Origin of the sequence: Leptothoe spongobia TAU-MAC 1115, assembly GCF_018739885.1 — a bacterium.
Lineage (GTDB): Bacteria > Cyanobacteriota > Cyanobacteriia > Phormidesmidales > Phormidesmidaceae > Leptothoe > Leptothoe spongobia.
Window position 1 is genome coordinate 95,098 of record NZ_JADOES010000003.1, and the last position, 24,387, is coordinate 119,484.

Consider the following 24,387-nt stretch of genomic DNA (forward strand, 5'->3'; position numbering starts at 1 on the left):
CTCTATTAGTGTCGCTTCAAATCCGTCTGAAACCCCTGCCGTTGCAAGAGTCGCCGCCGCCGCTGTCGAGCCAAGGCTTGCAAGTCTACATTGCGATCAGTTTCATCTACAATTTCACCAATCAGCACCTCTAACACGTCCTCCAATGTCACTACACCGGAGACACCACCATACTCATCTACCACAACCATGAGATGCTCACGGGCAGTTTGAAAGGTTTTTAATAGCTTGTCAGAACGTTCCGTCGCTGGAATATACCGTGCTTGACGCATACAGCTAGTGACCGGATCCTGACCACGCCCCTGAACTAAGGCTGCCAATAACTCAGCCTTAAGCGCCACCCCCAGCACCTCGTCCAACTCTTCACCTGTAACAATGATGCGGCTATGTTGTGACTGCATGATTTCTTGCTGGGCAGATTCCAAGGATTGGCCCCCTTGGATATATGTGATCGCCACCCGTGGCGTCATGATGTCTTCGGCCGCAATATCATTCATCCGAAAAACCTTTTGGATCAGCTCAGCCTCGTCATCCTCGATCAGACCTTCCTGATACCCCAACATAGCCAGCAGCTTGATTTCGGCTTCGTTGGTAACAGGACGCTGATTGCCTTGAACCAGCGGTGCGGTCAGGCGTTCTAAGACCAAAATAATGGGCGTCATCAGCCAGGTCAGGCTACGGACTGGAATAGCCACCAATAGACCAAACTGCTCCGCGTAGCGCTCACCAACCGTTTTGGGAACGATTTCAGCAAACAGAATAATCAAAAATGTGAGCAGACCTGAAAAAACCCCTAGCATCACATTGCCAAAGAGCCCCGCAGCTATGCGGCTCACCACGAAACTCCCGACAATGTTAAACACATTGTTGAGGATGACAATGCTGGCAATGGGGCGGTTGACTTTTTCCCGTATAGCCAATAAAGCAACAGTGGCTGGATTACGGTTTTGGGCAAGCTGTCGAGCTTTGAGTAGGGGGAGAGACAGCAATGCCACTTCAGTACCAGAACAGATAGCGGAACCGATAATAACGATCAAAACTGCGATCGCAAGTTGGGCCATGATGGGAGTAGAGACAACATATTTAACAATCAGCGGCGAAGGATTGCTATGATTCTGGCTAGTTAAACCTTGTTCACATCCAGAACAGCCGTTTTCAGTAGAGGAAACAATAGGTTGTAACTTGGACGTGGTCTAAGCGTACACAATCACCGTACACAATTCGGACCCATAGGATATGAGTGGTTTTGCTACAGTAGCGGCTATTTCAACATACCGATCCTTTGCACACTTGCATTTTTTGCACACTTGTAATACCGCAGATTTGCCGAAGTCTCAATGGCTATCCCTCAGTCCAATATAGTTGTCTTACTTCGAATAGATACATAGACAACGAAAGGTTTTCTGACATAGCTGATAATAAGGACTTACCAATATTCTAGTTGTCAGCCTCCCACTCGTTCTGCCTCTCCCATTAGTAACACCCACACTCCATGAGCGAAACCATCCTGGACGTCCGCAATCTAAAAGTCGAGTTTGATACCGCTAACGGTGTGATCAAGGCGGTCGATGGCATTTCCTTTCAAGTAGAACGGGGGCGTACCGTCGGGATTGTAGGCGAATCAGGATCGGGGAAATCGGTCACATCCCTTGCGGTCATGGGTCTAGTTCCTAACCCACCGGGTCGGATTACCCATGGCGATATCCTGTTTTCAGAAAAAGCAGAGATTCCCCCCGTCAATTTGTGCCAAGTATCTCAACAGCAACTGCAAACCTACCGGGGGGGTCAAATTTCCATGATTTTTCAGGAACCCATGAGTTCCTTGAACCCAGTTTATACCTGCGGCTTCCAGCTCATAGAAGCTATCCAACAGCATCAAACCCTGAGTAAGGCTGAGGCCGAAAAAAAAGCCATCGCTAGTTTACAAGAGGTGAAATTGCTGCCGAGCGATGAAGAATTAGCAACTCAGATAGCGACTGAGCAGAACTTAAGCGATCGCAACACGATTGCCCGAGCCGTCCAGCAACGCAAAAAAGCTATTCTCAAGCGCTATCCTCATCAGTTGTCCGGTGGACAGTTGCAACGAGTCATGATCGCCATGGCCATCGCCTGTAATCCCGCCCTACTCATTGCTGATGAACCCACTACCGCCTTAGATGTGACTGTCCAGGCGCTGATTCTAGACCTGCTTAGAGACCTCCGGGACCGTCGTTCCATGTCGATGATCTTTATCACCCACGACCTGGGCACCATCGCGGAAATCGCTGATGATGTCGCTGTTATGTATCGTGGCAAGATCGTTGAATATGGTCCCGTGGATCAGATTTTTGCCCGTCCAGAGCATCCCTACACCAAGGGGTTACTGGCCTGCCGCCCCCGCCCCGAGCAGCGCCTGCGAAAATTACCCACTGTTGCTGACTACATGCAAGTCCAAGAGGAACCAAACGGCGAGGTCAAAATTTTTGCCCGACATTTTGATACCGATGAGGCCGTCACTCTAACAGAAGAGGTCAGCGCAGCTGAAACGGCTAGTCGTCTGGAACAGATTAGTCATGAAACTCCTCTGGTTACGGTACAAAATCTGAAAGTGGGCTATCCCATTAAAGGTGTATTTGGCCAGACTACCCGGACATTTATGGCTGTGGATGATGTGTCCTTTGATGTGTACAAGGGAGAGACCTTTGGCCTTGTGGGTGAGTCGGGCTGTGGCAAAACCACCTTGGGTCGAGCATTGCTACGTCTAGTTGAACCGCTAGCAGGCAATATTTTTTTCGAAGGACGCAACATTCGACAACTGCCTAAGGGAGAAATGCGTAAGCTCCGGCGAGAGATGCAGGTCATTTTCCAGGATCCCTTTAGCTCTCTGGATCCACGGATGAGCATTGGTAAAGCCATCGCTGAACCGTTAAAAATTCACCATGTCATCCGCAGTCGTCGTAATTTGAAAGAACGGGTAGCTTACTTACTAGATCGTGTCGACATCGACCCTGGCTGTGTTAATCGGTTTCCCCATGAATTTTCCGGGGGACAGCGGCAGCGTATTTGTATCGCCCGAGCCCTGGCCCTCAATCCCAAGTTTATTATTTGCGATGAGTCGGTTTCTGCCCTGGATGTATCGGTCCAGGCTCAGGTTCTTAACCTGCTAAAAGAGCTGCAGGCAGAGTTTAACCTCACCTATGTGTTTATCTCCCATGATCTGGGTGTGGTGAAATTTATGAGCGATCGCATCATGGTGATGAATCAGGGCCGCCTTGAGGAACTCGGTCCTGCCGATGAGATTTATAACAACCCACAGCAGGCCTACACGAAGCAGTTAATTTCAGCCATTCCTGCCGGGACCCTAGAACGAATTAAGGAATTACAGGTAGAGAGGGGTGTGATCGCCTCATAATAAATAGCAACAGCTATGTATGGCAATGTGAAAAATGTATTTTTCTCAGATCTTGCACCAAGGTCGGTTGTGAAGCTCAAACCCACCTTGGGTTCAAAACCCAACGCTAATTGAAGGCTGTCCACTAAAGGAACAAGATTAGACTGGGCAGCCCTACATTCTAAACATAGAGCTTTTAGGGATTCTTTAACCGCTTGAGCGGTTTTGATCCAGTTAGCCTTGCGACTTTGAGTCCAAGGCGGGTTCACGCTTCATCGCCAGGTGCACGCTATCAGTTTTTCACCTTGCCATACAAAAAGGAGCAAAATCCTTTAAATAAAAATCGATCTAAGTTGAAAGCTCACTGCAAAGCTATCAACCTTACCAGGATCTACTCATACGCAATCCTGACTGATAGCGTCCGGTATCGTAGGGCATCCACAAGGGAATGCCCCTACAAGATTGTCTATTTTTAATCGGGCTTAATGAATTCGGATTCGGTATCACTTCCATTTAAAGCATCATAATACTCATTTCATTATTAGATAAAGCCTCCGTAATTCTAGGCAATTTCATAGGGAGGCATTGTTATGCCTCTGAATAGGTTATTGCAGCGTCAATATAAAACACTCTGCGTTATTTAGGTCTGAGCTACAAACAACAGGTTGAGTTTTAAATCAACAATATGGAGCTTTTTACATACTCCAGTTAGTAGCAAGAGAGTATTTACTCAGCCTAGGGTTACCAAATATAGGTAGCTGCAGCACTGCCCACTTACATCATTTATTTCATCATAAGAATCGCTATGCGTCCTAATCTACTAAGAATTGTCGCCCGCCAAACCCAATCAGTTACCGATGGTAGTGATCGTCGCTTAGTCTTTCGAGTTATCTTTGACGAAGAAATTCAAAAGATTGACAAGGATGATTTTGTTGTCACTGGTAGTAGCACAGCGGAAATCACTAGCGTTGCTCCCGCTGCAAATGGCAATCCTCTCGCCTTTGACATTACAGTTGACAATGGTGATTTAGACACATTTTCTGGTGAAGTTGGAGTTGATTTAGCCGAAAATCCAACAATCACTAGCCTAGCCAACGATCGCCCTCTCGCAATTCCCCCTAAGGATCTTAGACGTGATACGTTTACTCTAGGCGACACGACCTCTCCTGAGACTCCTGTTCCTACAGGTAATTCGCCCACAATAGACAGAATTATCACCCGAGAAGACTTATCAGAGCTTGAGGGTAGCGATCCTCGATTAGTCTTTCGTGCTATTTTTAATGAAGATGTTAAAGACCTTGATACGGGCGACTTCATTGTTACCGGTGGTGCTACAGCTGTCATCACTGATGTTTTCTCAATCAGTGATGACAATAGTACAATCTTTCAGATTATCGTTAAAAATGGTGATTTAGGAACATTTTCGGGTGACGTTGGCCTTACTTTGGCTGAGAATGTCACTATTAATAGTGTAGATGACAATACCCCCTTGGCTGCATTAGGAGATAATATTCCACTCGGGACATTCACATTAGAGAATGGCTCTACTGGTGGGGATGATTCCGGAAACAATTCTGGAAATGATTCCGGAAACGATTCTGGAAGTGGTAACCCTGGGCTACCAACCTCTGGAGGATCTGAGAGTTTACTATCTGCGATCACAGAGACAAATGTTGTAGACATTACTCAACTTGGAGCTTCAGAGGCTCTTAGTTTGACAGTTGAAATTTCTCAAATCCTTACTGTTGGATCGCTTAAAGTCTTTAGTACCGATGCAAATGGCGGTAATCGCACCCAAATCGGTGCTTTCTCAGTAATCGAAAATAGTGATAACGTACTACCTGACTTCACTCCCAAATTTAATCTTCTGCGTAGCTCTCTTTCGAGCGTGACTCATCTCCAATTTGAGCTTGAGGAGAACGGTGTTGTTAGTATCGGATCTCCCAAAGCCGTTGGTGATGGGACTCTTTCCTTAATATTTGATAATGGCACTCAACTAAATGCAGCTCTAGAAGATACAGCCCCAGCTCCTGGGCTACTGCAAAATGATGCGGCGACTATCGACCTTACTAACCTAACGGGTCAAATCACTATCAGTGGATCGATTCATCGCGAGGCCTCCTTCAATAACGTCGTAGATTTATATGAAACAGATGCTGATGGGGCTGTTTTCGACGCCATGGGCAATAAGTTTATGCCAGGAGAAGAGGGCTATCAGGAGGCTGCGATCGCAAATCGTCTGAATATTAACCTTACTGGTACCAATGGTCAGGTGAACAGCTTTCGTGCCACTCTAACCGGTGATACGCATCTTGGCATTTTTGTTGCCGTTGATGGCGTGGATCCTACGTTAGCAAATGATGATCAAATCTTTTTCAGTCACAGCGGTGCCAATGGTAACGTAGACCATTTCAGAAGTCTGGGTGACAACACCTTTGGTATTGAAGACCAAGTGAATCTTGGCGACAGTGACTTCGATGATGTTATTGTTTCTTTCAACATTCTCTAATGGTATCCACTGGCTATCACCATCGACTTGCTTGATGAAGGAGAGGCTATGGTGACAGAGGCCCATTGAACAACCAAGCCCTAAACAGGTTGCTGTCCGACTAGACTCACGACATTAGAAAAAAGACCGCTGAAAAGTATAAACTTTTCAGCGGTCTTTTTTGACTGCTAACAAATACCTCTCGTGGGTACTATGGCCCATATCCAAGAAACGCTAAACTAATCTGTAGCAATTCCGTCCCTATGTCCCATGAGGCTAGACATCAGAGAACTTAACCTTGGGTCAGACTCTGCTGAGCGTGATATTAATCTTGGACTAGCAGAATATTTTTATCCCAATGTCACCTATCAAAAGTTTTTGAGTGGGCGTAAGACGATTTTAGTAGGGAACCGTGGTACCGGGAAAAGTGCAATTTTCAAATACATTGCCGCCACTGAGACCCGTAAGGGAAATCTAATTTTAGAGCTTTCTCCCGAAGAATATTCCTACGAACTCCTCTCAGATCACCTGAGTAGTGAAGAAGATGGGTTTTGGCGTAAGCAAAGTGCCTACTCAGTCGCCTGGCAATATCTGCTCTATACATTGATATTCAAAAATATTGCTCAGACTAAACGAGGATTGCTCCTGGGAGCCACCAAAAATATCTATAACTATGTCGCTAGCAAAAATTTATTGCAGCAAACTAGCTCCATCATTACCCTAGTCGACTATCTCAAGCGTATCGAACAAGTCAAAACCAGTGCTCTCGCAGGTGGCCTCCGCAGCCAAGGGTTGCAAGCACTCTACAGTCTGGAAGAAATTCAAACCCTATTGCCTAGCCTGAAGACCGTACTTAAGAACACTAAAGTTAAGATCCTGATCGATGAACTGGATAAGGGTTGGGACAATTCGGAAGATGCCAAATTTTTTATTGCCGGACTATTTCAGGCCACTCAAAAACTAAATTTGATCAGTCCCAATTTACGTGTGTATATTTCTATTCGGCAAGAGCTATTTGATAATATTCCTCAGATTTATGAAGATGCCCAAAAAATTCGAGAAGATGTTGAAGTCATTCGCTGGGGCAGAAATGAACTACTCGAACTGATTGGTCGCCGTATTGTTCATTCCTTTCCCCAAGCTACTCGGCTCGATGCCCATAAGCTTTGGAAGTCAATCTTTGTCGCTCAGATGACGTCTACCGGAGTCGAGACCATCGACTATATTATTGACCGCACTCAGCTACGTCCCCGTGAGCTGCTGCAGTTTTGCAAACTCTGTGCAGAGCGAATTGAATATTCCTTGGCAGGACGCCGAATTGATGAAGCCGCGATCTCAGCTGCCGAAGAATCCTACTCTGAACAAAAAACTCGTGATCTCGCATCAGAATATCGATTTCAATATCCCTATCTCCTAGACGTTTTTGAAATCTTTCGAGGCAAACGTAGTCACTATGACAAAGAAGACCTGGACTATTTACTGCTAGCCATCGTCTGTGGAGAATATGATGTCGAGCGTGCAGGCTCCTGGATTCTTAATATGGATTATCTCGAACTTAAACAAATCCTCTGGAAAATAGGCTTCCTCAAAGCTTGGGTACCTCGTCATACCAACCGACGCACTACTTTAGCTGGGGCTTATTTGGGTCACTACGAAGTACCTACCATTAATCTCGAAAATATTGAACGATTTCGCATTCACCCCGCCTGTACCAGCTTTCTCCATCTCAAAGCGCCGTCATCCTAGGATTGCATCGGGCCTATTTGGGCTGCACGCAGTAATATCGCTTTGCCAAAGCTATACAATCACCCTATGAAATGGAGAGCAACCCGCCCCGACCAACCACTCGAACGCTGGATGCAATCAGTGCCTACATGGCTAGTGGCGACTTTAGCCGTGATCGCTCTGTTGGCACTTAAGATTCTGGCTGCCGTTCCCGAAATCCAAGATCAAATAGCCCCTCAAATCCAAACCCACCATTGGGAAACGATCAGCACCTTACTCAGTGATGTGGAATCAATTGCCGCTGTTATCGCTGTTATTTTGTACATCAAAGGTGCACCTGAGCGACGAGCACAACGCAATTATGAGGCGTGGCGAGTAGTTGATATGGCTGCCGCTGCTCATATGTCTGTCAGCTATGCCCGATATCAAGCCCTAGAAGATCTGCATCAAGATGGCCTATCACTTCAAGGCCTAGAAGCCTCTCATGCCAATCTGCCTGAGATCGAACTGCCAAAAGCAGATCTGAAGCATTGCAACCTCAGTATGGCTAACCTCAGCCAAGCAAATCTCAGCGGCGCTAATCTCCAAGGAGCAGACTTACGAGAAGCCAATTTACAACACGCCAACCTAAGAGGAGCCAACCTACAAGGCAGTAATTTACAGGGAGCCAATTTACGCAATGCTGAACTTTGGGAAGTGCAATGGTGGGGTGCAGACCTCAGCGATGCAGAATTATGGTGGGCAGAAGTTCATATTGAAGATCTAGAAGGAGCATGTCTATGTCGAACTATCATGCCCGATGGTCAGCAACTTGATCGTGATTGCACTAATCATTAGCCCCATGAGTAATCACCCTGAGTATGCCGTATAGCTAATAAGCTATCGAGAATGAATATCGGTGGACTATAGCCTCTTCCTATTACATAAAGTCATAAAATCAGGCTCATCCCCTCAGCCATCACCACTTTCCACAAAATCGCTATAGCCCATCATTTCCAGAGAAAACCTGTGGAAAACTACCGTGGAAATGTGGAAAACCAATGAACTCATCCCCTAGAATCGAGTGTGGGATTCAAACACAATGTAAAAATTTCGAATAAAGATGGGGTTGCCCTGGGTGACATCTCCTCACAAAATATGGTCAAAATTACTTAGATACGCAAATATCTATATCCACAAAAAAAGGTGGCCTACAGGCCACATCCCTAACTGCTCTCAAGGGAACTATGGCTGATGGATGGGGAGCTCCCCCCGTTGCACCTCCAACAGAATTAATTTTACCCAGACAATATCCGCCAGCCAATCAATTGAATAGGGCTGGCGCAAAGCTTCGAGGTGCCGACCTCAGCCATGAAAATCTAAATCGGGTAGATTTGACTCGATCAGATTTAAGTGGCGCAAAGCTGGAACACACTCAACTAGTCGACGCTCAAATGGCCGACATCAATCTGAGCGGAGCGACCTTGGCCTATGCCAATTTAACTGCCGCCAGTTTGAGGCGCGCCAATTTACTGGGTGCCGTTTTGATGGGCACCACTCTCAATCAGGCAACACTGTCCCAAGCAAACCTAGCAGGGGCCAATCTCACTGAAGCAGAACTCTATGATGTCAATTTCACCGAAGCTGACTTAAACCATACAATGTTGCGTCGGGCATGTCTGATCGGAGCCAATCTCAGTGGCGCAAGAATGTATCGGGTGAATGCGAACGGAGCTGAGTTTTATGGTGTTAACGCTTGTCATACCCAGTTGATCGAGGCCCAGCTCCAAGGTTGTGATCTCCGTCGTGCAACGCTGCATCAGAGTAATCTAACCAAGGCTAATCTTAATCACGCCAATCTCAATTACGCCAATCTCATCGAATCTGAGGCGAAAGGAGTTGTTCTACAGTACGCCAATTTGACTTGGGCTCATCTGCATCAAACTAATCTAATCTCAGCCGATCTAAAACAGGTTGCCATGCTTCATGCAACACTCACGGCTACTAACTTATCCGGTGCTAATCTACAAAGCGCTCAATTAGATCATGCAACTATACAGAATAGCTATCTACAAGGCATCATCTGGCACCAGACCTCGGTCAAAGGGACTCACTTTGAGCATCCGATTGGGTTATCGCCGTCAGAAAAAACTTGGTTGAGATCGCAAGGCGCAACCATTAGTTAATGGCTACATTGCATCCCCCGCCAAATTCGATAAACCGTCCCTCTGACCGTTGGCTGATCTAATCGGACTACACTCCTCACCATCGCCTCAAACTCAAAACCTTGGCTAACCAGCTCAGCTTGAAAGTCTTCCCTATGAGGTCGATCTGGATCAGCTAGCCAACATTCTCCTCCAGGACTTAACACCACTGTCATTAGATCAATTAGCGGTCGAATATTACGCATTTCATAAATCACATCAGCCGCTAATATCAACGACACCTGCAACCCATCCGGCGGACAGCGCCAATCCAAAGGCAAGGTAAGAAACCGATCAAACCCATTCCGCCGAGCATTCAATGCAGCAAACTCCAAAGCAGCAACATCATAATCACTAAAGACGACATCCATGCCTAATGCCAGTGCGACTAAGCCTGATAACCCCAAACCACAGCCCACTTCTAATACCTGCATATTGCCAGGCCAAGAATGTTGGGCAATCTCCTGGCCCAGCATCAAAGCTGATGGCCAAAGTTGTGCCCAATAGGGCATATATTCATCTTGGTCAAATGCAGCATAGGTAGCAGGATGATCCAATAAAGTATCAATACTAGTCGGTAGCAACAAGCGAAACTGCCGAGAAACGTCCCCCTTAAACGGAATCACCACCAACTCTTCAACCGTATCGGTTAAAGCATCATCAGGTGTTGTATGCAAAAAAGGCTGTACCGTCATGCCACTGCTTCACTGGAAACCACCTCATCCGGCACCAACTCTAGTCGAATAAAATCCTGTCGCGGGTTTGAATGCACCACACGCACATCAAAGCGTTCACCGAGAACAGGCGGTGTCTCAAACCGCATGGCCAGCTCCAACCCCAAATCCTCAATGATCACTAAACCAAGGTTTTCATGTTCTCGCAACCATCGGAGTAGCATAACGGGCCAAGTATGCTCGCTCTCTCGACGTAAAAACTCCAACGCCCAATAACGTTTAGTTTGTCGTTCTACAGTTACAGCCTCATAGGCCGCCGTGGAGACCCCTTGGGTCAGTTCGGTCATCTCCTCAGGAGAAAAGGGTAATGTGTCCCCTCTTAAATGAGCCTTTAGCTGAAAATGAGCCAACAAGTCCGTGTAGCGACGGATCGGTGAAGTCACCTGACTATAATAGTCCAACCCTAATGTGGCATGACGAGCAGGACTAATCCCCATCTCGCTACGGGGCATGCAGCGACGAATCGCAGAATCCCTTACCCACCCTGAAGGTAATTGCAATAACTCATTATCGGAGGGAAGCTCAGGTTCAGGCTGACTACGAAACGGGATAGCCAGATCATGAGCCTCACCATAACGAGCCGCCACTTCTCCCGTCAAAATCATCATTTCTGCAACCGTTTGACGTGACTGAGAGTTTTCTAAAACGTCAATCGTAATTTCTTCATCAACGACCTTAATGGATGACTCCGGCATATTAATAGAAATTGCCCCTTGAGACTTTCTCCACTTCCGACGTTGTTTAGCCGAATCAGCAATAGCATTGAGCTCTGGTTCGGCCTTTAGACCCAGCTCCAACATCTCATCCACATCTTCATAGGTAAGACGATAAGTGGGCTTAATCAAGCTAGCTTTAATGTCATATTCCTCAACTGCCCCCTCCTCGCTGAGGACAATGCCAAAGCTGAGGGCACAGCAAACCTCTCCCTGACGCAAACTCATAGGACCGGTTGCCAATGCCTCAGGAAACATAGGAATCATCCCAGTTGGCAAATATACCGTTGTGCAGCGACGACGCGCTTCTAAGTCAAGTTCATCCCCTGGCAATAGCCAACGGGTTGGATCCGCAATATGCACCCAAATACGAGGACGGCCATCACTCCGGAGTTCGAGACTGAGACCATCATCAATCTCGCGCGTACTCTCATCATCGATTGTATATACCTTGAGATGAGTCAGGTCTAACCGTTCAGCATCGACATCAGGCGGCGGATTATCAATACGCTGCTGCACCATGACACTAATCTCATCAGGAATGTGGGTAGGAATTTGACTACGCCGTAGCGCCAGGTTTTCATGCAGACTCCACAGGCCTAGATCCACAAGCAGCTGAAACGCCTCTTCAGCGCCTGCCCCGTAGTCTAAAGCCTTTAGAATTTCTTGAGCTGCTACTTTTTGAGAGCAATCCTCTCCAAGGGTAGCGTAGCGCTCCAATAGTTCCAGACGTGGCCGATCGGCTTTTTCCCACTCTACGGACGCTGGAGCTTCAAGAGATGCCGATTGGTGAGCCTTTAAAGCTTGCTGCGATCGCAATAAAAACCCTTCCCACTCCAGCTTACGAGCCGCTTCACGAGCCTGCTGATGGCGAACCTCATCTACCTGCTTGACCGAACGAGGTTCATAGCGCTCACCCTTACGCTTGAAAAAAATCTTGTCACTGCTCAGTAAACAGTGGGATGCATAACATAGGGGTGGTGACTGCTCTGAAAACAGTAATAACGCCAAAGAAGCTGGATCGGTAAACTCCCCAGCCTCTTGTAAAAATTCCCACGCAACCTCCAGGTTATCTGGGTCAATATTTGGCTCAGCCTCAGCCAAGAAGATAGCTATGTCAGACGACTCATAGCTGCCCTGCTCGACTACATAGGTAATCTGACGAGGATGCAAAACATGAGACTGACCATTACCATCAATCACCACCCAGTTTTTCTTTCCCTCTGGGCGAGCGGCTACCCCCAATCTAGGGGTACCCTGCACCTTAAACTCGATCAGCGTTCCCTTTTCCACCCACCTAGATCCTTGTCCTTGTGGTTTATCGTTGGCTAGCCAAAGTTCCCGACCACCAACTAGCCTTCACGGTTAACATAAGGAAGCAGTGCAAGTATACGCGCACGCTTGATAGCAACAGTCAAATCTCGCTGCTGCTTAGCTGTCAGTCCAGTAATACGTCGGGGTAAGATTTTGCCTCGTTCAGTAATGAACTTGCGCAGCAAATCGACATCTTTATAATCAATCTTTTCCTCGGGCTTAATGGGTGATACCCGACGGCGAAAATAGGCCATGGTGATAGGTTACTTAATCTCTTTATGAACAGTGTGGGTATTGCAATGGGTGCAGAACTTCTTCAGCTCTAATCGACCGGTCGTGTTCCGACGATTTTTTTGAGTGGTGTAGCGAGAAACCCCCTTAGAACGCTTGTTGGGATTGCTACGGCACTCCGTACATTCCAAGGTAATGATAATGCGAACGCCTTTAGCCATGATTGATGGTGCTAGCTAGCAAATTGACACAGGGGATCTATGATGTCACACCAACATAGGCAGACGCAAGCCAGAAAACTAGGTTGTGAAACCATAGACTGCTGTTAAGTCGGCAAAACCCAACACACAAAGGCACAACAGAGCCTTTAAAGCATATTGGATTTTGCCTTGTTTGGATTAGATTGTCTCAAAAGTAGGTAGAACCCGCATCGATCAACATCTACTAACTCGCCAGATGCGTTGACACCACATCGGCCAATGCATTAGTCCAGTGGTCTACAAGGTCCGCGTTGGCCGCTTCGACCATAACGCGAATCACAGGCTCAGTTCCTGAGGCTCGCACCAGTACTCGCCCCTGATCGCCCATAGCCGACTCAGCCTTGACAATAGCATTCTGCACAGGTTCACAGTCTGTCCATTGACGACGCCTTTCACGACTCTCAACCCGTACATTTTCCAAGCGTTGAGGATAGGGTGTAAAACTCTGCTCAATCAGGTCAGGTAGACAACACTCAGCCCGCTTCAACCAATCAGCCAAATGTAGTGCGGTCAGAATTCCATCACCAGTCAGGCTGTAATGATGACAGAGAATATGCCCCGACTGCTCACCACCGAGCATCGCCCCACGAGCTACCATCTCAGCGTGAACATGCTGATCGCCTACCTGAGTACGTACCAATTTGCCACCCAAACGTTCCCAGGCACGCTCAAACCCCAGATTGGCCATCACGGTAGAAATAATCGTGTCGTCAGGCAACTGTCCCTGCTTCCGTAGCGTTTGCCCCCAAAAATACAGAATATAGTCGCCATTGACCACACAGCCTTGACTATCGACAGCCATAACCCGATCGGCATCCCCATCAAAGGCGAACCCAATATCAGCATTATGCTCATTGACAGCAGCTTGGAGAGAGGCTAAATGGGTCGACCCACAATTAACATTGATACGATTACCATCAGCACGACCATGAATTACAATCACTTCTGCGCCAGTCGCCTCAAAAATACGCTGAGCAACACGAGTGGCCGCACCCCAAGCCAAATCCAAGACAATACGCATCCCACTCAAATAGTTCTGCGTAGGGAAAGGCTGATGTAAACAGTCAACATAGCGATCAACCAATTCAGGACGCTGGTGAGTTATCCCCCATTGGTTACCAGGATTAAAAGCACCTGAGCAAGATCCCTGACGCAGTGCCTGTTCAATACTGGCCTGAATGGACTTTTCTAACTTAGTGCCATCGGCACCAAAAAACTTAATGCCATTATCTGCAGGTGGATTATGGCTAGCCGAAATCATAATGCCACCAGCCGTTTCGGCATCAGCTGCCATAAAGGCTACCGCTGCCGTCGGGCATAATCCCATATCCCAAACTTCTACTCCAGCCGACGTCAAGCCTGAAGCTAAAGCAGCAGCAATCATGGGACTAGAGTTACGTGAGTCTTGCCCCAGCACGATTGCCCCTAGCTGCTGCTGACGCATAATCTGTCCTGCCCAAAAGCCCACCTGAAGCGCCAGAGGAGCTGAGAGCAGCTCTCCAGCCCGACTACGAATCCCATCTGTTCCAAATAGAGGGGTAGGAGGTAAATCCAAAGGTTGCCAGCCTATACCAAAGTCAGCCTGTTGAGGCCTAGCGGGAGACATTACCATACTTGACACTCCAAACGACACACACTCAAAGTGGAGGATAGCATTTGTAAGTTTCCGTAGATTAAAGATTGCTATAAGCTACCCATGAATCATGCTGATAATTCCTTAAACGCTGGCAATCAGCCTGCCGAATTTTGGTTAGGCATTAAGCAATTCAACCAAGGAGACTACTACTCCTGCCACGATACGCTTGAAGCTATTTGGCTGGATGCCCAAATCCTCAATAAGGGTTTTTATCAGGGCATTCTCCAAATTGCTGTCGGGCTATACCATCTCACTAATCTCAACTGGCAAGGAGCTGCAATTTTGCTGGGGGAGGGGATTAATCGCCTAGATGCCTATGAGGATATCTATGGGGGGATTGACGTTGCTGACTTAATACAGCAAGCCATCGACTGGCTTACTGCTCTACAAGAAACAGGGCCTAACAACGTTCAACAGCTTGCCTCGGCTTTATTAGCTAAGCCATTAGAAGTAGATGATCACACAGTTGCCAGTAAATATCATTTAGTGAAACCTAAAATTCAAGGAATATAACCATCCGTGATCCTCTCACTCCCGATACCAGTAGAGCATCCAGCGAAGAGTGCCTCCATCTCCAAGCAACAAATAGCCGCCCTCATGGTATTCCCTTCCTATCCATCATCAGCTGCCATGCCTCTGCAAAAACGCTCATAAGGCTCTAGTATCAAGCTGATAGACACTCATGAATTGGACGCTATCAATTGTCCTTCATGCAATATTCATATTTCTGATGTACTAAATAGCTAGTACAAGTATGCAAAACACAAAGAAACTTAAGTTATTCACACCATGAAATACACTTAAGTTAGGTGCATTTAACCAAATTAGTCATCAATAATAACAAGTTAGTAGTAGAAGATAGGTGATCAAGACAGTCCCAGAACTGGGCTAAGACCAACTAATTAATAAAGCGATCAGCGGTTAGATTAAGTAATGGGCAATAGAAACAGGTAAGGCATGGTTGTAGAGCGAGGACAGGTCTTGCGGTACCCTTTCCAAAAACATATACAGCATTTCGGTGCTGGAGTGTTGGGTATGCTGATATTAATCGGCGGTTTGAGTTGGCCTTCTCAGGCTCAGTCCGGAGGCTCTATTAAGCTCCGCGCCGATGTGCAAGAAGCTGATGCCAATACAGGCATTATTACCGCACGCGGTAATGTGAAGATTGACTATCCAGAAGAAGCAATTTATGCAACATCGGCCCAGGCACAGTATTACAGCCGTGAACGACGCATCATCCTCACCGGTAATGTGTTTGTCCAGCAAGAAGCGAATACTCTACAGGCTGAAGTTGTTACTTATTTAATTGATGAGGGGCGTTTTGTAGCAACCCCAAATGACAATGAACAGGTTGAATCTATTTATGTGCTTCCAGAACCAGTAGAAGAACCTACAGCAGCACCACAGCCTGAGCCAGTGACCACGCTCCCAGCCTTGCCTGAGGAACTACCTAATTTTGCTATCCCAACTGACGAATAGATGCTGTCTCCCGCTATTGGCCACACTCCCAATACCTTGATCACTAAGGGGACGGTGCTTGCCCTGGAAAATGTACACAAGGCTTATGGCAAACGAACGATTGTTCGTGGTGTCAGCCTATCGGTAGCCCAGGGAGAAATTGTCGGATTGCTCGGGCCAAATGGAGCCGGGAAGACGACGACCTTTTACATGGCAACTGGGTTAGAGTATCCCGATCAGGGAGCCGTTCGCTTAGACGATCGAGAAATCACCTCCCTATCGATTCATGAACGTGCCCGTTTAGGGATTGGTTATCTGGCTCAAGAAGCAAGTATTTTCCGTAATTTGACAGTCAAAGACAATATTCGTCTAGTCATGGAACAAACGCGGGTGCCACGCCGAGAGCGTAATGCTCGGCTAACGCAGTTAATGCGGGACTTCAGATTGGAAAAAGTCGGAAATACTTTAGGTATTCAGGTGTCTGGAGGAGAACGTCGTCGTACGGAATTAGCTCGTGCCCTTGCTTCCGGTGAACAGGGACCCACATTCTTATTTCTCGATGAGCCTTTTGCAGGTGTAGATCCGATTGCTGTATCAGAAATCCAGCAGATTGTGTCTAAGCTGCGCGATCGCAAGATGGGTATCCTCATCACTGACCATAATGTCCGCGAAACCCTGCGCATTATTGATCGAGCCTACATCATGAGCGATGGTCGTATATTGGCTTACGGTAGTGCTGAGGATCTCGCCAACAATCCCTTGGTACGCGAGCATTACCTAGGTGACGACTTTAAATTGTGATTTACAGGTGTGCAAACATCCAACCTTCTTTCACGTCTCCTCACCCTCCCCCATCAGTAATCATCGGTTATGGCCATCACCTCCCAGCCCAATGCATCCAGCCCCGGCCTGCCTTGGTGGCCATCACTATCGATCATGGATCGATATATTGCCAAGGAGCTATCACTGCCCTTCCTCTTTGGTGTGGGTGCTTTTTCCTCCATCTTGGTCTCTGTCGGTGCCCTATTCGATTTAATTCGAAAAATCACAGAATCCGGTCTGGAAGTAGGACTGGCGATGCAGATCTTTGTACTCAAAATGCCTGAGTTCGTAGTGCTAGCCTTTCCGATGTCAACACTGCTAGCAACAATGATGACCTACAGTCGTTTTTCTAGCGATAGTGAACTGACAGCATTGCGGGGTTGTGGTGTGAGCGTACGCCGCATTATTGCACCGGCCCTTGTCCTTAGCCTACTCATCACCGGTCTCACTTTTGTCTTTAATGAGGTGATTACCCCCGCTGCCAATTATCGGGCAAAAATCATGCTGGAGCAGGCGTTCAACTCCGAAAAGCCTCCCTTTCGGGAGCGCAACATCATGTACAAGGAGTATCAACAGGCTGAGGATGGCAGCGGCAAGGAACTGGGACGATTATTCTATGCCCGGCGATTCAACGGCGAGGAAATGCAGGGGTTAACGATTCTAGACTTTTCTCAAGCAGGGTTAGAACAAGTAGTCAGTGCAGAAACTGCTACATGGAATTTTCTAGATAATGTATGGACTTTCTTTAATGGCACGATCTATGCCATCTCTCCAGATGGCTCCTTTGGCCACATCGTAAAATTTGATCGTCAGGAGCTTGACTTACCTCGAACGCCCTTAGACCTGGCTGCACGCAGCAAGGATGATGATGAAATGAATATTGTCGAAACTCGGCAACATCTCAACCAAATCGTCCGCAAGTCTGGTGATGAGCGTGGCATTCGGGTTTGGGAGCTAAGGTTATATCAACGCTATGCTCTACCGTTTGTCTGCATTGTATTTGGACTAGTGGGTTCAGCCGTTGGCATTCGGCCCCAACGCACTGGTAAAGCTACCAGTTTTGGCATCAGCGTTGTCATTATTTTTGGCTATTATCTTGTCGGATTTATTGCCGATGCTTTTGGCAAAGTAGGAACGCTCAGTCCCATCGCCGCCGCTTGGCTACCTCCAATTCTGGGACTTGCTGTAGGCAGTTTGCTACTGATTCAAGCGTCTAAATAAGTCATGCATATCATTGCATTCGTAATATGCTACAGCCAAACCTCTAAAAGATAAGGGCATTTACGCATCTTGTGACGTCGAAAAAAAGCATGGGTAGCGCTCCTTTACTTAAAGAGATGAGCATCTATACTGCGGACAGAAGCTGTATGTCTTAATTTCCTTGAATATAAGTTTCGATTCAGACATTGAACTAATAAGGAAGAGTGAAGAGCATATTTGATACGGATTAGATAACCTCTGATTTCGGTGGCATACCTGCACCATTGCCAGCTAAATTAAGGTGATCTAATGCTTTCTACCCATGACGTCGCGTTCCTCTGAATCGTCCTCCAAAGTAATTGAAACTAGCCCTACAGGACTAGGCACCTTTGGTGGTGTCTTTACTCCATCGATCCTCACCATTTTGGGGGTGATCATGTATCTCCGTTTTGGCTGGGTTGTCGGCCAAATGGGGTTAGTCAAAACCTTATTAATTGTCACTATTTCAACAGCAATTACATTTATTACGGGGTTATCTATTAGCGCGATCGCAACCGACCAAGTTGTCCGAGCCGGTGGCGCATACTACATGATTAGCCGCTCTCTCGGTCTCGAAACCGGTGGTGCTGTTGGTATTCCCTTATATTTTGCTCAAGCATTTTCAGTCGCTCTCTACACCATTGGTTTTGCAGAAAGCGTAGCTAATGCTTTTCCCAATCTCCCCATCACGGTAACCGTGATGGCCCTGGGAACCACCATCACCATCACAGCCCTGGCTCTCAAATCAGCCGATATCGCCATCAAGGCCCAGTATGTGATCATGGCAGCGATCATTTTATCGCTGCTTAGTCTCGCCTTTGGCAGCCATGCCCCACCCACCGAACTACCATTGCCCGAAGACGCTGGCAAAGTAAGCTTTTGGGCTGTACTAGCTGTTTTTTTCCCAGCCGTCACAGGTATTATGTCCGGCGTAAATATGTCCGGAGACCTGAAGGATCCCAAAAAGGCTATCCCCATGGGCACTTTGGCAGCAGTCGGTGTCGGCTACGCCATTTACATGATCATTCCAATATTGCTAATCAATCGTGCTGATAACGCCAGCCTGCTTGCCGATCCACTGATTATGCGCAAGATGGCATTTTGGGGAGGCGCTATTTTGTTGGGAGTATGGGGTGCCACTCTATCCAGTGCCCTAGGAAGTATCTTGGGAGCCCCTCGTGTTTTACAGGCTTTGGCACGAGACAATATTCTGCCAAAACGCTTACGTTGGTTGGGCAATGGACATGGTCCGGCTGATGAACCGAGACTAGGGACTTTATTTACCTTAGGTGTGGTCTTAGCAGTGGTATGTATAGGTGATTTAGATGCGATCGCCCCCGTCCTCACCATGTTTTTTCTCACGACATACATGGTGCTGAACGTCGCCGCAGGCATTGAGGGATTCCTCCAGAGCCCTTCCTTTCGACCCACATTTCGTATCCCCTGGTATATTTCCCTGCTAGGAGCATTGGGCTGTATTGCCATTATGTTCCTCATCAACCCAGCCGCAACGGTCGCTGCTGCTCTGATCGTTTTGATTATTTACCTTTGGCTAGAGCGACGCGAGATCCGCACCACTTGGGGAGATGTTCGCCAAGGAATCTGGCTATCTCTGGTCCGAGCTGGACTTAACAACATTGCCGATAGTGCCGATCCTAAAAACTGGAGGCCCCATCTGCTCGTTCTCTCTGGAGCGCCCACCAAACGCTGGCATCTAATTGAGCTAGCTACAGACTTTACTCACAATCGCGGCTTAATCACAGTAGCCAGCATCCTACCGACCGGTGCCCGCAATCTAAAACAACAAGAACAGATGCGCAGCACCATTCGTGACTATCTAGAAAAGCGAGGCATTCAAGCATTCGTCAAACTGATTGAGGCAAACGACACCTCCACGGGAGCCCGACAACTCATTGATACCTATGGCATTGGACCACTCAGGCCCAACACAGTCCTGCTAGGAGACACTGAAACTGACGATCATGAAGCCCGAGAAAGATACTGCCAAATCATTAGCAAATGCCACCAGGCAAAACGTAACATCATTATTCTGAGAAATCCGCCCAACCAAATGCCCCAATTCCCACAACGCATTGATGTCTGGTGGGGTGGCCTACAATCTAACGGAGGGCTGATGCTAATTTTGGCCTATCTGTTACGCACAGGCATGCGATGGCGTTCAACCGATATTTATATCAAGCTGGTTGTCTCTAATCAAGCCGCCGCTCAAGCTGCTCAAACAAACCTCAATAAACTGCTTGAGACCTTAAGCATCGGCGCACAGTCTAACATCATCGTCGCCGAAGACCGTCCATTCGACACTATTCTGAGAAAATCATCTGCCACAGCAGACCTAATTCTGATGGGACTAGCAACCCCCGACGAGGGTTTTGCCGACTACTACACATCTTTACAACAAAAGACTATCGGCCTACCACCAACAATCTTTGTACTCGCTGCCGAAGATTTGGCTTTTTCGGAACTCCTACAAAAGGACTAACCTTTCATGCACCTCAGAGACCTACACAAACCTGCAACGATAACGTCTGCCTTAAATCAATCAATCAGTTGGAAATTTACTCAACCACCCGCAGGCGACCCTGGTTGAGTGCATCATAAATTTGATTAATCAACATTTTGTCATTGGCACTGATGTTGTTGCCAGAGAACATCGCCATCAAAACACTTTGATCGGCGCGTGTAATACGGCGAGTTGCAAATATTTTAGCAACCATTTCTTCCACCGATTGAATAGCCATAGAGATTCACCAAAAACCCAGAGAGACAGAATCGCACTCCAGCGACCAAGAACAGGTATAAAATAAAACACGCAACCCAGTTGTTTTACACAAACCAATCTATAGTGTGCGCTACAGACTCACATCCGTGATATGCCGTATTTCAATTATCTAGGCATGAAGGCCCACTCATGAGTAATTATGCTCCCGTCACACAAATTCTTTAAACTGAGTACAATGTCATAAAGTAGCACCAGTAAATATGCTGATAGTCACAATTGACTAGGGATATGTCCTCCCTTTATATAGGTCTATGTAGAGGTCCTATCAGGCAAATTCAACGACTACTCCCCAGTCCCCCACAGCCATGGGTAGCTAAAGGAATTTTGTATTTTTTATTGATTTTTCATCGAAAATTCTCCGTAATTTCACTTAGGCTTTTTGTAATGAAAACGAATGGTGAATTTACAGGGGCTTTACACCACATATACAGACTTATAATCAGTTTTCATGACAAAAAAATTACGCTTTGCAACCTGCTTAAACAAGCTGAGTAGGCTACAAAGCGTATTGAAAATCATCCTGTTTAGTCATACAAGGACTAAACTACCTAGAGCTAAACTGGTTTGAGCAGCACTTTAACTCTCAGTTTCCGATTGCAGCTAGTTGCACCTAGACAGCAGCCAGCTCAGGGGCTGGACGCTTACTGTTACGAATATTGCTAATCGCTTCAGCATAATCAGGTGCTTTAAACACAGCAGAACCAGCAACAATTGCATTTGCACCGGCTTCTAGCACTTCCCAAGTATTATGAGCCTTCAAGCCACCATCAACCTCAATCCATGGATCGAGGCCACGCTCATTACACATTTGACGTAGCTTACGAATTTTGGGTAAAACTTCAGGAATAAATTTCTGGCCTCCAAAACCAGGATTGACGCTCATGATCAATACCAGATCACATAACTCTAGGACATAGTCAATCAGTTCTAACGGTGTGGAGGGATTTAGAACTACTCCAGCCTGCTTACCCATATCGCGAATTCGGCTCAAGGTGCTATGCAAATGGGGGGATGCGTTATGCTCAGCATGAACAGAAATAATATCAGCCCCCGCTTGAGCAAATCCTTCGATATACTTTTCTGGTTCGACAATCATCAAGTGAACATCAAGAGGTTTTTGAGTCACTGGTCGAATGGCTTCCACAATTAATGGACCAATGGTGATGTTAGGCACAAAACGGCCATCCATCACATCGACATGAATCCAGTCTGCACCAGCAGCATCAACTGCACGGATTTCATCGCCTAAACGACTAAAATCAGCCGATAAGATAGATGGAGAAACAACAACAGATTTTTTTGATTGCGTCATGGGGAACCCGCCTCGTGTGATCACCGTTAATGGTCACTATCGTAACAAAAACTTAGTATCAAAATCGTTACAAACTGCTCTAGCTGATGTTATTCATCATCGCCAACGCATTTCACGGGAGTTTTCATGGGAATTTTCCAGCAAATATTGGACCGATCTAGCTCTAGTTATCGACATCAGGCAAAGCACCTATGGCCTCCTCTAGCTCTCTTAATCGGTCTTGGCGCTGGAATTCCAGCCCTAGCCCTGTCTGTATCCGTGGGAGAAGATGGGATTGATGCTCGTCGTTTACATCAACCTCCTTACAATCTCACAGGAAAAAAAATTGCAATTGGTCAAGTTGAAGGAGGACGCCCTGGGCTCTTCGGACTAGATAAAATCTCGATTTCCAATAATCCAGTAACCGTGACGCAAGTTCTTCAGATTGACGGGCCTGCGATCGCTGATGAATTCGTCGATGATCATGCCAATCATGTGGCTAGCGTTATGGTTAGTCAGGAAAAGCGGTTAATTGGTGTCGCTCCTGATGCTCGATTATTTTCAGCTGCCATTGGGCCATTAACTGGCGAACTCAGTGGCCAACCTCAAGAATGCTTAACAAGCCAACATATTGCCCTTCGCAACAGTGGTGATGTTCGGGCTATTAATTTCAGCTTTGGCGAACCTCTAGTCAGCGATCCTCGACCTGATGCCAGCCTCGATGGCAATGCGCTCCTAACACAGTGTGTCGATTGGTCCAGCCGTGTTCATAAAGCGCTATACGTTATTGCAGGCAACCAGGGGGGAGGTGGTATCCCTATTCCTACGGATAACTTCAATGGAATTAATGTCGCCTACTCTACTCAGGTAGATGGTCGATTTGTCAAAGTTGACTATGCCAATTCCAGTAGTGAGCCTGCCTTCAGACCTCGCGGCGCTGACAGTCCGGAATCGAATGTCGGCCCTCGGCGTTCGATTAACTTGGTTGCCCCTGGAGACGACATCAGAATGTTGGATCCTAATGGACAAGAGGTGCTAAGTAGTGGGTCAAGTTTTGCTGCGCCTCATGTCGCGGCAACCGTAGCTCTCCTGCAGGAATGGGGAGATCGCCAAATCAGAACAGCCGGTTGGCAACTCGATGCCCGTGAACCCATGGTGATGAAAGCAGTACTCCTCAATGCTGCTGATAAGTTGAGAGATGAGGGGAACGGCCAACTGCTTGGCATGGGTCGCACACTCTTGGACGAATCAAACCTTACCTGGGTTGATTCGGATGCCTATACCGACCCCAAAATACCGCTTCATAGAGAGTTAGGCACCGGCCATCTGAATGCCTTTAGGGCCTATGAACAGTTCAATGGGGGTCAATGGGGGCCTGGAAACGTCACTGTTAGAGGATGGGATTACAATTCCTTACCCTTAAATACTGCAGAAACATCAGATCAACATCTGGCCCACACGGACTACGCCATTGAGACACCGCTGAAGGCAGGAAGTTACTTAGCTGCCACTCTCACCTGGGAGCGTCAAGTGTCCTTAGAAGACAGTGATGATAACGGGCTGTATGACATTGGTGAAAGCTTCGACGTTGGAGGCCTCAATAACTTAAATCTTTATCTGATGCCTATCGATGAGGAGGATACTTCCAAAAGTATCTGGTCTTCGGTCAGTGATGTGGATAGCCTTGAGCACATCTTTTATCAAATTCCTAAGTCTGGCCGCTATAAACTGAGAGTCGTCTATGAGCAGCAGGTAACTCGTGAAACACTTCAACCTTATGCACTAGCATGGTGGGGGGTGGCTGAGGCTGTAGCACCTATCAGCAGGGCACAACATGAGCATCATTCAAATTAACCATAACCCCAGTCACTCTGAACTGGAAACCATGGGCGTCTTTTCCTGGCCTATCTGGCAAAAAGAAGCATCAGAGTTTCCCTGGCATTATGACGAAACAGAGACCTGTTATCTTTTGGCAGGTGATGTAACCGTCACGCCAGACAATGGAGCCCCTGTCACCATAGGCAAAGGAGACTTAGTGGTCTTTCCTGCAGGCATGAGCTGTACCTGGCGGATAGACACAGCTGTTAGCAAGCATTATTCATTTGGCTAACAATATCTCCCCT

General features: G+C 47.1%; 20 protein-coding genes. 12 read left to right on the forward strand and 8 right to left on the reverse strand.

Annotated features, from left to right (window positions below):
- Window positions 1-5: 5 nt before the first annotated feature.
- Entirely contained in the window at window positions 6-1,061 is a 1,056-nt protein-coding gene (locus IXB50_RS01975; protein ID WP_215607260.1) for a hemolysin family protein, read from the reverse strand.
- Between the two features lie 431 nt (window positions 1,062-1,492).
- On the opposite strand from IXB50_RS01975, the gene IXB50_RS01980 reads away from it, so the two are divergent.
- The 5 genes from IXB50_RS01980 (at window position 1,493) to IXB50_RS02000 (ending at window position 9,748) form a co-directional block, all read left to right on the forward strand.
- Window positions 1,493-3,391 carry an ABC transporter ATP-binding protein gene (locus tag IXB50_RS01980; protein WP_215607261.1) on the forward strand — a complete coding sequence of 633 codons (1,899 nt, stop codon included), beginning with the start codon at window positions 1,493-1,495 and terminating at the stop codon, window positions 3,389-3,391.
- A 784-nt stretch (window positions 3,392-4,175) separates the two neighbouring features.
- Window positions 4,176-5,879, forward strand: a complete 1,704-nt coding sequence (locus IXB50_RS01985; RefSeq protein ID WP_215607262.1) for a DUF4114 domain-containing protein — start codon at window positions 4,176-4,178, stop codon at window positions 5,877-5,879.
- A gap of 249 nt (window positions 5,880-6,128) precedes the next feature.
- Window positions 6,129-7,604: a P-loop ATPase, Sll1717 family gene (locus IXB50_RS01990; protein ID WP_215607263.1), complete on the forward strand. Its 1,476-nt coding sequence runs from the start codon at window positions 6,129-6,131 to the stop codon at window positions 7,602-7,604.
- Window positions 7,605-7,670: 66 nt separating this feature from the next.
- A complete protein-coding gene (locus tag IXB50_RS01995; RefSeq protein WP_215607264.1) occupies window positions 7,671-8,420 on the forward strand; it encodes a pentapeptide repeat-containing protein in 750 nt (249 codons plus the stop codon).
- A gap of 389 nt (window positions 8,421-8,809) precedes the next feature.
- Window positions 8,810-9,748, forward strand: coding sequence for a pentapeptide repeat-containing protein (locus tag IXB50_RS02000; RefSeq protein ID WP_215607265.1), 939 nt, complete (start codon window positions 8,810-8,812; stop codon window positions 9,746-9,748).
- Here the strand turns inward: IXB50_RS02000 and IXB50_RS02005 are convergent.
- The 5 genes from IXB50_RS02005 to glmM all read right to left on the reverse strand — a co-directional run bounded on the left by IXB50_RS02005 (window position 9,745) and on the right by glmM (window position 14,630).
- Window positions 9,745-10,461 carry a class I SAM-dependent methyltransferase gene (locus IXB50_RS02005; RefSeq protein ID WP_215607266.1) on the reverse strand — a complete coding sequence of 239 codons (717 nt, stop codon included), beginning with the start codon at window positions 10,459-10,461 and terminating at the stop codon, window positions 9,745-9,747. The two genes, IXB50_RS02000 and IXB50_RS02005, sit on opposite strands and share 4 nt — an antisense overlap.
- Window positions 10,458-12,506: a ribonuclease catalytic domain-containing protein gene (locus tag IXB50_RS02010; protein ID WP_215607267.1), complete on the reverse strand. Its 2,049-nt coding sequence runs from the start codon at window positions 12,504-12,506 to the stop codon at window positions 10,458-10,460. Before IXB50_RS02010 ends, IXB50_RS02005 begins: the two co-directional genes overlap by 4 nt.
- A gap of 59 nt (window positions 12,507-12,565) precedes the next feature.
- The gene (gene rpsR / locus IXB50_RS02015) at window positions 12,566-12,781 is read right to left on the reverse strand and encodes a 30S ribosomal protein S18 (protein ID WP_006516707.1); all 216 of its coding nucleotides are present in this window, start codon (window positions 12,779-12,781) and stop codon (window positions 12,566-12,568) included.
- A gap of 9 nt (window positions 12,782-12,790) precedes the next feature.
- Window positions 12,791-12,979, reverse strand: coding sequence for a 50S ribosomal protein L33 (rpmG, locus tag IXB50_RS02020; protein WP_006516708.1), 189 nt, complete (start codon window positions 12,977-12,979; stop codon window positions 12,791-12,793).
- A gap of 223 nt (window positions 12,980-13,202) precedes the next feature.
- Window positions 13,203-14,630: a phosphoglucosamine mutase gene (glmM, locus tag IXB50_RS02025; protein ID WP_215607268.1), complete on the reverse strand. Its 1,428-nt coding sequence runs from the start codon at window positions 14,628-14,630 to the stop codon at window positions 13,203-13,205.
- An 84-nt stretch (window positions 14,631-14,714) separates the two neighbouring features.
- Here glmM and IXB50_RS02030 point away from each other — a divergent pair, with 84 nt between their 5' ends.
- The 5 genes from IXB50_RS02030 to IXB50_RS02050 all read left to right on the forward strand — a co-directional run bounded on the left by IXB50_RS02030 (window position 14,715) and on the right by IXB50_RS02050 (window position 20,673).
- Window positions 14,715-15,167: a DUF309 domain-containing protein gene (locus IXB50_RS02030; protein WP_215607269.1), complete on the forward strand. Its 453-nt coding sequence runs from the start codon at window positions 14,715-14,717 to the stop codon at window positions 15,165-15,167.
- A 522-nt stretch (window positions 15,168-15,689) separates the two neighbouring features.
- Window positions 15,690-16,133: an LptA/OstA family protein gene (locus IXB50_RS02035; protein WP_246564038.1), complete on the forward strand. Its 444-nt coding sequence runs from the start codon at window positions 15,690-15,692 to the stop codon at window positions 16,131-16,133.
- Window positions 16,134-16,913 carry an LPS export ABC transporter ATP-binding protein gene (gene lptB, locus IXB50_RS02040; RefSeq protein ID WP_215607271.1) on the forward strand — a complete coding sequence of 260 codons (780 nt, stop codon included), beginning with the start codon at window positions 16,134-16,136 and terminating at the stop codon, window positions 16,911-16,913. It begins immediately after the preceding gene.
- Between the two features lie 135 nt (window positions 16,914-17,048).
- Window positions 17,049-18,155 (forward strand): LptF/LptG family permease, encoded by a 1,107-nt coding sequence (locus IXB50_RS02045; RefSeq protein ID WP_215607422.1) that lies wholly within the window; start codon window positions 17,049-17,051, stop codon window positions 18,153-18,155.
- Window positions 18,156-18,456: 301 nt separating this feature from the next.
- Window positions 18,457-20,673: an APC family permease gene (locus IXB50_RS02050; protein ID WP_215607272.1), complete on the forward strand. Its 2,217-nt coding sequence runs from the start codon at window positions 18,457-18,459 to the stop codon at window positions 20,671-20,673.
- A 76-nt stretch (window positions 20,674-20,749) separates the two neighbouring features.
- Here IXB50_RS02050 and IXB50_RS02055 read toward each other — a convergent pair whose 3' ends face one another.
- Together IXB50_RS02055 and rpe are read right to left on the reverse strand one after the other, a co-directional pair.
- Window positions 20,750-20,932 carry a hypothetical protein gene (locus IXB50_RS02055; protein ID WP_215607273.1) on the reverse strand — a complete coding sequence of 61 codons (183 nt, stop codon included), beginning with the start codon at window positions 20,930-20,932 and terminating at the stop codon, window positions 20,750-20,752.
- Window positions 20,933-21,583: 651 nt separating this feature from the next.
- Window positions 21,584-22,285: a ribulose-phosphate 3-epimerase gene (rpe, locus tag IXB50_RS02060; protein WP_215607274.1), complete on the reverse strand. Its 702-nt coding sequence runs from the start codon at window positions 22,283-22,285 to the stop codon at window positions 21,584-21,586.
- 126 nt (window positions 22,286-22,411) lie between these two features.
- On the opposite strand from rpe, the gene IXB50_RS02065 reads away from it, so the two are divergent.
- Both IXB50_RS02065 and IXB50_RS02070 read left to right on the forward strand, forming a co-directional pair.
- The gene (locus IXB50_RS02065) at window positions 22,412-24,118 is read left to right on the forward strand and encodes a S8 family serine peptidase (RefSeq protein WP_215607275.1); all 1,707 of its coding nucleotides are present in this window, start codon (window positions 22,412-22,414) and stop codon (window positions 24,116-24,118) included.
- Window positions 24,099-24,374: a cupin domain-containing protein gene (locus IXB50_RS02070; protein WP_215607276.1), complete on the forward strand. Its 276-nt coding sequence runs from the start codon at window positions 24,099-24,101 to the stop codon at window positions 24,372-24,374. The genes IXB50_RS02065 and IXB50_RS02070 overlap by 20 nt, the downstream gene beginning before the upstream one ends.
- The last annotated feature ends 13 nt before the right edge of the window (window positions 24,375-24,387 follow it).